Raw genomic sequence first — 7855 nt, 5'->3', positions numbered from 1 at the left:
CACTCTCGGAGCGCGCGCCGGGCCGCGCCGGGTGGGGGGATTCGCAGCCATAGGGGCGATGGCTAGGATGCCTCAGCGATACAGGTTTGGAAACCGGGCGTTGACAACCTTCAGTCATTTCAATATTCGTTGAAATATGGAAAAGATGGATGCCGTTGCCGCGCTGGCGGCGCTCGCGCAGGACAACCGCCTCGACGTTTTCCGGCTGCTGGTGCAGGCCGGTCCCGGCGGCATGCAGGCGGGGGCGGTGGCGGCCGCGCTTGCGCTTGCGCCCAACACGCTGACCTTCCATTTTGACCGGCTCCGCATGGCCGGACTGGTCACCGTGCGCCGCGACGGGCGGGCGATGATCTACGCCGCGCGGTTCGACCGGATGAACGCGCTGCTCGGCTTTCTCACCGAAAACTGTTGTGGCGGCGCGGCTTGCGGTCCCGTCGCCGAATGCAAACCGGTGCGCAAACGCGCCAAAATGCCAGCCTGAGAGGACAGACCATGAAGCGCCTGCATGTTCACGTCTCGGTCGAAGACATCGCGCATTCCGTCGGCTTTTACTCCGCGCTGTTCGCGGCAAGGCCGTCGGTCGTGAAACCGGACTACGCCAAGTGGATGCTGGAGGATCCGCGCGTCAATTTCGCGATCTCCACCCGTGGCCGCGAACCGGGCCTCGATCATCTCGGCATCCAGGTCGAGAACACCGGCGAACTGCATGAAGTGTATGCCCGCCTGCGCGAAGCCGGCGGCAATGTCATCGAGCAGGGCGAGACCGCGTGCTGCTACGCCAAATCCGAGAAAGCATGGACTGACGACCCCGCGGGCATTGCCTGGGAAACTTTCCACACCACCGGCGAAAGCACGACGTATGGCGACGGCACCGGCGAGAACGAGGCGCGGGTGGCGCATGAAAAGACAAGCGCATGCGGTGCGCCGCAAGCCGCGCCGAAGCAAAGCGCATGCTGCGATCGCTAGAGGTGCACGATGGCCGCTCAGCCCTACAATGTGCTGTTCCTGTGCACCGGCAATTCCGCGCGTTCGATCATCGGGGAAGCGATTTTGAACAAGATCGGGGCCGGTAAATTCCGTGCTTACAGCGCCGGGAGCCAGCCGAAGGGGAGGGTGAATCCGCATACCATCCAGCTTCTGCAGAGTCTCGGCTACGACACGTCCGTCTTGCGTTCGAAATCGTGGGACGAATTTGCGGGGGCCGGCGGGCCGGAGTTCAATTTCGTGTTCACCGTCTGCGACGGCGCTGCGGCGGAAGCCTGCCCGGTGTGGCCGGGGCAGCCGATGACAGCCCATTGGGGCATACCCGATCCGGCGGAGGCGAGCGGAACGCAGGCGGAGATCGCGCTGGCGTTCAAGGAAGCCTATCGGCTGCTCAACCAGCGCATCGGCATCTTCACCTCCCTGCCGCTGCGTTCGCTCGACCAATTGAGCCTCAGGAACCGGCTGCGCGAAATCGGCGAGATAGAAGGTACGACGACGCGGATGACCGAACGATCATGATGGCTTCGCTCGGACGGCGCATCTTTTCCGAATGGCTGGGCACCGCCTTTCTGCTCGCCGCCGTGGTCGGATCGGGGATCATGGCGCAAAAGCTCGCCGGCGGGAACGTCGCGCTTGCGCTTCTGTGCAACACCATACCGACCGGCGCGATCCTTGTTGTCCTGATCCTTGTGTTTGGGCCGCTTTCCGGCGCCCACTTCAATCCCGCCGTGACGGCGGCGCTCGCATGGCGCGGCGAACTGGCCTGGACCATCGCCGGCGGTTATATCACCGCGCAGATCGTCGGCGCCCTGACCGGGGTATGGGCGGCGCACCTGATGTTCGAACTGCCGGTCTGGCAGTTCTCGCTCACGCAACGCACGGGGGCCGGACAGTGGCTTGCCGAGGGTATCGCGACCTTCGGATTGCTGCTGACGATCTTCGGCTGCGCCGCGCGAACGCCGGCGGCGATACCCTATGCCGTCGGCCTCTATATCATTTCGGCCTACTGGTTCACGGCCTCGACTTCGTTCGCCAATCCCGCGGTGACCCTCGCGCGCTCACTGTCGGATAGCTTTGCCGGCATCGCTCCAGGTGGCGTGGCAGCCTTCGTTCTGGCCCAGCTTGGCGGGGCGGCCGTTGCGGTAGCGGTGGCGCGCTGGCTGTGGGCAGGCTCGAAGTAGATCGACGCCGAGGTCCCCGCCTTGACCTTCGAATTGCCCGTCACCTGCCGCGGTCACTGCCCCGGCAGTTGTAGGCCCTGCGGAAGCCGGCGGCCTGCGCGTCTTCCTCCGAGCAGAACCAGCGATCCGGTTCGGTCAGCGCCGGATAACTGCGGCAGGTCCGCAGATGATAGATGCCGACATTGCCGGTGACGCGGGCGCGGACCGCGAACTTGCCCTTGATGTTGCAGCCTGAGGGCATCACGAGGTCATCGGGGAACAGCGCGGCGCGAATTTCGCGATCCCGGTCCGCCCGGCACGATCCGCCCAGCAGCGCGCCGTCCTTTCGTCCGCGGCGGAACTCTTGCGGCGCGACAAAGCAGCCTTTCCAGAGGCCCTGGCGGTTCTCCCTGGCGCGGGCTTCATCGTCCTTGAAGCGCCCCTTGGCGGAAGATTCGAGATTCAGGGCAAAGCCCTGGCGGACCAGCATTTGGTTCAGGCTGGTGGTCTCGCCTGCGAGGGTGCAGATACCGATGTGCCGCTTCTTGTAGCTCGGGTCCGCACCGAGATCCTCGCAGCGGACCTGGCGGTCGCCGATCAGCTTTGCCAGCTGGTCGCGCGCCTCGACGCCGCAGCTCCAGGAGTCGGCGTGATCGTCGATGCAGAGTTGGTCGACCGAAGGCGCGTCGATGCCGTCGAGCCGATAGGTCAGGTTGCCGAGCTGAAGCGTGCCGCCATCGCGGATCGTCGCAGGAGCGGCGAAGCTTTTGCTCGCCGAAACAACCGCCAGTAGCAGCGTCGCAATCAGAGATAGTCGTGAGCGCATTTGTTTCACTTCAAAATGAATTTCACACCCGATACGCGCTTTAGCATGAGCCGACATCATGAAACCAAGTGGCCGTGAGCTCCAGCCTGCCGAAGGTCGCGCCGAACGGACCGCTCATGTGGTTGTCAGATCCTTCAAACCGTGGATTGACTTTCCAAGAACAAAAGAAGAACATCGACGGAGCGGATCAACCCGGAACAATGCGATGTCCTCGCCCTCGCCAGCCAATACCGAGGACCATGACGGCCTGGAAGCCGCGGTGGAGCAGGCGATCGCGGCATGCGGCGGCGATCTGCGCTCTACCATCCGCGCGTTGATCGTCGCCAATGAATATCTGGAGAACGAGGCCAGCGAATTGATGAAGGCCGTTTCCCACGCCTATGCGCGCGGCAGATTTGGCACCTATTCAGGCTAGCGTGCCGCGCTGCGGGAGGGACGAGGTCGCCAGGGCGACATAGGCCATTGCCTCCGGTCCGTTTTGCTGTACGACGCAATTGTTACCCCCGCCTGCGCATGCCACATTGCGGGTGAGGATTCTGCCCAAAGGCCCAAGCCAGAAGAACATGTTCAAACGAATTCTGATCGCAAATCGCGGCGAGATCGCCTGCCGGGTCATCAAGACTGCGCGCCGCATGGGAATTGAGACGGTCGCGGTTTACTCCGAAGCCGACCGCGACGCCCTGCACGTCGAAATGGCCGATGACGCCGTGCTGATCGGGCCGCCGGCGGCGTCCGAAAGCTATCTGTCGATCGACAAGATCGTGGCAGCCTGCCGCAAGACCGGGGCTGAGGCCGTGCATCCCGGCTACGGGTTTTTGTCCGAGCGCGAAGCGTTTCCGCGCGCGCTTGAAAAAGCCGGGATCGTCTTCATCGGTCCGAACGCCGGCGCGATCGCCGCGATGGGCGACAAGATCGAATCCAAGAAGGCGGCCGCGAAGGCCAGGGTCTCGACGGTGCCGGGACACCTCGGCGTCATCGAGGACGAGAAGCATGCGGTGAAGATCGCCGACGAGATCGGCTACCCCGTGATGATCAAGGCCTCCGCCGGCGGCGGCGGCAAGGGCATGCGGATCGCGCATTCGAAATCGGAAGTCGCGGAGGGGTTCAACCTGGCCAGGGCCGAAGCCAAATCCTCGTTCGGCGACGACCGCGTCTTCATCGAAAAATTCATCGTCGATCCCCGCCACATCGAGATCCAGGTGCTGGGTGACAAGCATGGCCATGTCATCCATCTCGGCGAGCGCGAGTGCTCGATCCAGCGCCGCAATCAGAAGGTGATCGAGGAGGCGCCGTCGCCGCTGCTCGACGAGACCACCCGCCGCAGGATGGGCGAACAGGCGGTGGCGCTGGCCAAGGCCGTGAAATACGATTCCGCCGGCACGGTCGAATTCGTCGCAGGCCAGGACAGGAGTTTCTACTTCCTCGAAATGAACACGCGGCTGCAGGTCGAGCATCCCGTCACCGAACTGGTCACCGGCATCGACCTGGTCGAGCAGATGATCCGCGTCGCCGCCGGCGAAAAACTGTCGCTGGCGCAGAAGGACGTCACGCTGACCGGATGGGCGGTGGAATCCCGCGTCTATGCCGAAGACCCGTTCCGCAACTTCCTGCCCTCGATCGGGCGGCTGGTGAAATACCGTCCGCCCGCGGAAGCAAGCCATGACGGCGTCACCATCCGCAACGATACCGGCGTCCAGGAAGGCGGCGAGATCTCTATTCATTACGATCCGATGATCGCCAAGCTCGTGACCCATGCGCCGTCGCGCGCGGCCGCGATCGAGGCGCAGTCGGCCGCGCTGGATTCGTTTTATATCGACGGTATCCGGCACAACATCCCGTTTTTGTCGGCGCTGATGAATCACCCGCGCTGGCGTGCCGGCGAACTCTCTACCGGTTTCATCGCCGAGGAGTTCAGGGATGGGTTTAAACCGATTGCGCCGGAGGGCGAACGGGCCAGGGTGATCGCGGCGGCGGCCGCGGCGATCGACCATCGGCTCGGCGCCCGCAAGCGCAAGATTTCCGGGCAGATGACCGGACGGCCGGTGACGCGGGCGACCGCGCGCAGCGACTGGCTCAACGGACAAGAATACATTCTGGATGTGACGGCCGGCGTGGTGAGGTTCGGTGACGGCCTCGAAGGCGCGCGACCGGCTTCCGAGGATTGCGTGCGAGTGAGCTATCGCGAGGGGGCAGGCGCCGCCGGCGAGGTTGAGGTGGTCTCGTCCTGGAAGCCGGGCGATCCGGTGTGGCACGGCCGCGTCGGTGGACGCCATGTCGCCGTGCAGGTGCGCTGCCTGCCCAACGGCTTCGATCTGACGTGGCAGGGGGCGCAGGCGCGGGCCTATGTTTACACCGAAAGCGAGGCCGCGGCCGCGCGGCTGATGCCGGTGACGTCGGCGGCCGATTCCGGCAAGAAACTGTTGTGCCCGATGCCCGGGCTCGTGGTGTCGATCGCCGTCAACGAGGGGCAGGAGGTCAAGGCCGGCGAGACGCTCGCCGTGGTCGAGGCGATGAAGATGCAGAACGTGCTGCGCGCCGAGCGCGACGGCACGGTGAGGAAGATCCACGCCGCCGCCGGCGCGACGCTGGCGGTCGACGCGCTGATCCTCGAATTCGCCTGATCATGGCCTTCCGCAAGCGCCGCGAGGTATTGCGTGCGATCCTGAACGGATCGGCCTGCATCCGTCCGGGCTCGGTCTATGACGCGACCTCGATCCGGATCGCCGAGGACCTTGGCTTCGAGCTCGGCATGTTCGGCGGCTCGGTCGCCTCGCTGGCCGTGTTGGGCGATCCCGACGTCACCTTGATCACATTGACCGAACTTGCCGAGCAGATGCGGCGGATGTCGCGGGCGTCGACGTTGCCGGTGCTGGTCGATGCCGATCACGGCTATGGCAATGCGCTCAATGTCCGCCGCACGGTGCAGGAGCTGGAAGCCGCCGGCGCCGCCGGCCTCACCATCGAGGACACGCTGCTGCCGCAGGCCTTTGGACAAACGACGACGCAGTTGATTTCGCTGCAAGAAGGTGTCGGCAAGATGAAGGCGGCACTCGACGGGCGCGGCGAACCCTCGCTGGTCATCATGGGCCGCACCGGCGCCGCGTCGATCACGGGCCTTGACGACGCGATCGCGCGCGCGCGGGCTTATGAAGCGGTCGGGGTCGATGCGCTGTTTTTCACCGGCATCAGGGATCGCGTAGAGCTGGAAGCTATATCTGCTGCGACAACTCTGCCGATCGTGCTCGGCGGCGCGCCCGAAGACATGACCGCGCTCGACTATCTTGCCACCCAGCGGGTGCGGATCGCGCTGCAGGGCCACGCGCCATTCGCCGCCGCCACGCAAGCGGTGTACGAGACGCTTAAAGCGTTACGCGAGGGAACGTCGCCCAAGGGCTTGAAAGGCCTGGCGTCGCCGGAACTGACCGGCCGCGCCATGCGCGAGGCGGAGGTTAATGCGCGCAGCGACGCGTTTCTCGGGCTCGGGAAAAAATAGGTGCGCGGCGTCATCCGCCACGTCACCATCATCGGCCGCGTGCAGGGCGTCGGCTACCGCGCCTTTGTCGCGCATCAAGCCACCGCGCGCGACCTCGAAGGCTGGGTGCGCAACCGCCGGGATGGCAGTGTCGAGGCGGTGTTCGCCGGGGCGGAAGATGTGGTGTCGGACATAATCGCGTCCTGTCGTCGCGGGCCGGCATTGGCAGAGGCCGACAGCGTGCGGGAAGAACCCGGCAATCCCGACGCACTGGAGCTGCGGCGGGCAGGGGAGCGGTTCTCGGTGCTGCCGACGATCTAGGCACGGCCAATCAATCTTCGGAACACCGGGATTCGGATTGATGCGGTTTGGCGTGATCGCCGGCGCGCCTGCGTTGCACGCAGTCGTTTTCAGTTCGCGGCCCGCTTGCGAGGCCTTCCGGTGACGCGTGGGCGCAAGTGAGCCTGCATCAGGACGGGATCGCGCAGAATCGCTCTGCACAGCATCGCAATGGGCGCGGGGATTTCGGCGCCACCGGCCTTGTAGGCGCACCAGGTGCTGACGCTTAACCCGAACATATCGGCCACTTCGTTGTTGGATAGGCCGACCTGTTCTTGCCAACGCCTGGCATCACGCGCGTCGAATTTCTTCTGTTCGTCGACCAGCAGCATGACGTGCTGAGCGTCGATGGCCAGGTCGCCGTCGTCCCACACGATCGCGGCTCCGTAGTTGCCGACGGATGCTTTCCTGAAGATCGTAGGCACCATCAGGGGCGCAAGTATTTCTCCGCCGGTCGCGATCCAGCCCAGCAAGTTCACCATGTCTTTTCGGGTTTTGCTGCGCCACTTGACGCTCAGCCTGCCGGTCCCTTCCACCGACACCGCTTCGATCCGCGGCATTTCTTCAGTCATCGGTGCCCTCCAAGGCTTCCAGTTACTTTACCGGATAACGCGGGTTGATTCTGTTCCATTCGGCCTTGATGGTCGCCATGTTCGCTTCGGCCCAACCGATTACCGCCCGACGGGCGGCGGGTGACGGCTTTCCGCGCATGATCATCAGGCTTTCGATCTCGATCTGCATCTCGAAGCCCCCGGCGGTGAGGCGGTGGCGCCCAGCGGCCGGCCGATCGCACCCCCCTTGACATCCGCCCGTTTCCGTCAGATATTTCTGTTATGACAGAAATATCTGACAAAAAGAAACTCCCCGCCGTGGTCGAACGGTTCATCCTGCATTGGGGCGACATGGGGGACGAGTGGGGCGTCAACCGCTCGGTCAGCCAGATCCATGGTCTGCTCTATCTCGCCGAAGCCCCGATGACCGCCGACGACATCGCCGACAGCCTGGGTATGGCGCGGTCCAACGTTTCGAATTCCATCAAGGAACTGCTGTCCTGGAATTTGATCCGGCGGGTGC

General features: G+C 64.4%; 12 protein-coding genes. 9 read left to right on the top strand and 3 right to left on the bottom strand.

Annotation, left to right across the window (positions count from 1 at the left end):
- The first annotated feature begins 136 nt into the window (after positions 1–136).
- Genes WCE35_RS08695 through WCE35_RS08680 form a run of 4 tightly spaced genes read left to right on the top strand, consistent with a single transcriptional unit; the run spans position 137 to position 2165 of the window.
- A complete protein-coding gene (locus tag WCE35_RS08695; protein ID WP_424592938.1) occupies positions 137–481 on the top strand; it encodes an ArsR/SmtB family transcription factor in 345 nt (114 codons plus the stop codon).
- Between the two features lie 11 nt (positions 482–492).
- The gene (locus tag WCE35_RS08690; RefSeq protein WP_424592937.1) at positions 493–966 is read left to right on the top strand and encodes an ArsI/CadI family heavy metal resistance metalloenzyme; all 474 of its coding nucleotides are present in this window, start codon (positions 493–495) and stop codon (positions 964–966) included.
- 9 nt (positions 967–975) lie between these two features.
- Complete coding sequence (locus WCE35_RS08685) at positions 976–1503, top strand: arsenate reductase ArsC (protein WP_424592936.1); 528 nt, start codon at positions 976–978, stop codon at positions 1501–1503.
- Entirely contained in the window at positions 1503–2165 is a 663-nt protein-coding gene (locus tag WCE35_RS08680) for an aquaporin (RefSeq protein WP_424592939.1), read from the top strand. The genes WCE35_RS08685 and WCE35_RS08680 overlap by 1 nt, the downstream gene beginning before the upstream one ends.
- A gap of 40 nt (positions 2166–2205) precedes the next feature.
- On the opposite strand, the gene WCE35_RS08675 is transcribed toward WCE35_RS08680, so the two are convergent.
- The gene (locus WCE35_RS08675) at positions 2206–2970 is read right to left on the bottom strand and encodes a thermonuclease family protein (protein ID WP_424592935.1); all 765 of its coding nucleotides are present in this window, start codon (positions 2968–2970) and stop codon (positions 2206–2208) included.
- 205 nt (positions 2971–3175) lie between these two features.
- On the opposite strand from WCE35_RS08675, the gene WCE35_RS08670 reads away from it, so the two are divergent.
- The 4 genes from WCE35_RS08670 to WCE35_RS08655 all read left to right on the top strand — a co-directional run bounded on the left by WCE35_RS08670 (position 3176) and on the right by WCE35_RS08655 (position 6763).
- Positions 3176–3385, top strand: a complete 210-nt coding sequence (locus tag WCE35_RS08670; protein WP_424592934.1) for a hypothetical protein — start codon at positions 3176–3178, stop codon at positions 3383–3385.
- A gap of 148 nt (positions 3386–3533) precedes the next feature.
- Positions 3534–5591, top strand: coding sequence for an acetyl-CoA carboxylase biotin carboxylase subunit (locus WCE35_RS08665; RefSeq protein WP_424592933.1), 2058 nt, complete (start codon positions 3534–3536; stop codon positions 5589–5591).
- Positions 5592–5593: 2 nt separating this feature from the next.
- Positions 5594–6463, top strand: a complete 870-nt coding sequence (locus WCE35_RS08660) for an isocitrate lyase/PEP mutase family protein (RefSeq protein ID WP_424592932.1) — start codon at positions 5594–5596, stop codon at positions 6461–6463.
- Positions 6464–6763 carry an acylphosphatase gene (locus WCE35_RS08655; protein WP_424592931.1) on the top strand — a complete coding sequence of 100 codons (300 nt, stop codon included), beginning with the start codon at positions 6464–6466 and terminating at the stop codon, positions 6761–6763.
- Positions 6764–6852: 89 nt separating this feature from the next.
- Here the strand turns inward: WCE35_RS08655 and WCE35_RS08650 are convergent, their stop codons facing one another.
- Positions 6853–7353: a hypothetical protein gene (locus WCE35_RS08650; RefSeq protein ID WP_424592930.1), complete on the bottom strand. Its 501-nt coding sequence runs from the start codon at positions 7351–7353 to the stop codon at positions 6853–6855.
- A gap of 22 nt (positions 7354–7375) precedes the next feature.
- Positions 7376–7522, bottom strand: a complete 147-nt coding sequence (locus WCE35_RS08645) for a hypothetical protein (protein WP_424592929.1) — start codon at positions 7520–7522, stop codon at positions 7376–7378.
- Positions 7523–7614: 92 nt separating this feature from the next.
- Between WCE35_RS08645 and WCE35_RS08640 the strand changes: the two genes are divergently transcribed.
- Positions 7615–7855 (top strand): GbsR/MarR family transcriptional regulator (locus WCE35_RS08640; RefSeq protein WP_424592928.1); only part of this gene is annotated, 241 nt, incomplete at its 3' end.

The sequence above is a fragment of the Bradyrhizobium sp. genome (genome assembly GCF_049691595.1).
Classification (GTDB): Bacteria; Pseudomonadota; Alphaproteobacteria; order Rhizobiales; family Xanthobacteraceae; genus Bradyrhizobium.
Note: the sequence above shows the minus strand (reverse complement) of the source record. Positions and strands in the feature narration are given on the sequence as shown.

What these genes read in the sequence shown, in the direction of transcription:
- WCE35_RS08695 (WP_424592938.1), top strand. Translation starts at nt 137, where the DNA reads ATGGAAAAGATGGATGCCGTTGCCGCGCTGGCGGCGCTCGCGCAGGAC.
- WCE35_RS08690 (WP_424592937.1), top strand. Translation starts at nt 493, where the DNA reads ATGAAGCGCCTGCATGTTCACGTCTCGGTCGAAGACATCGCGCATTCC.
- WCE35_RS08685 (WP_424592936.1), top strand. Translation starts at nt 976, where the DNA reads ATGGCCGCTCAGCCCTACAATGTGCTGTTCCTGTGCACCGGCAATTCC.
- WCE35_RS08680 (WP_424592939.1), top strand. Translation starts at nt 1,503, where the DNA reads ATGGCTTCGCTCGGACGGCGCATCTTTTCCGAATGGCTGGGCACCGCC.
- WCE35_RS08675 (WP_424592935.1), bottom strand. Translation starts at nt 2,970, where the DNA reads ATGCGCTCACGACTATCTCTGATTGCGACGCTGCTACTGGCGGTTGTT.
- WCE35_RS08670 (WP_424592934.1), top strand. Translation starts at nt 3,176, where the DNA reads ATGTCCTCGCCCTCGCCAGCCAATACCGAGGACCATGACGGCCTGGAA.
- WCE35_RS08665 (WP_424592933.1), top strand. Translation starts at nt 3,534, where the DNA reads ATGTTCAAACGAATTCTGATCGCAAATCGCGGCGAGATCGCCTGCCGG.
- WCE35_RS08660 (WP_424592932.1), top strand. Translation starts at nt 5,594, where the DNA reads ATGGCCTTCCGCAAGCGCCGCGAGGTATTGCGTGCGATCCTGAACGGA.
- WCE35_RS08650 (WP_424592930.1), bottom strand. Translation starts at nt 7,353, where the DNA reads ATGACTGAAGAAATGCCGCGGATCGAAGCGGTGTCGGTGGAAGGGACC.
- WCE35_RS08645 (WP_424592929.1), bottom strand. Translation starts at nt 7,522, where the DNA reads ATGCAGATCGAGATCGAAAGCCTGATGATCATGCGCGGAAAGCCGTCA.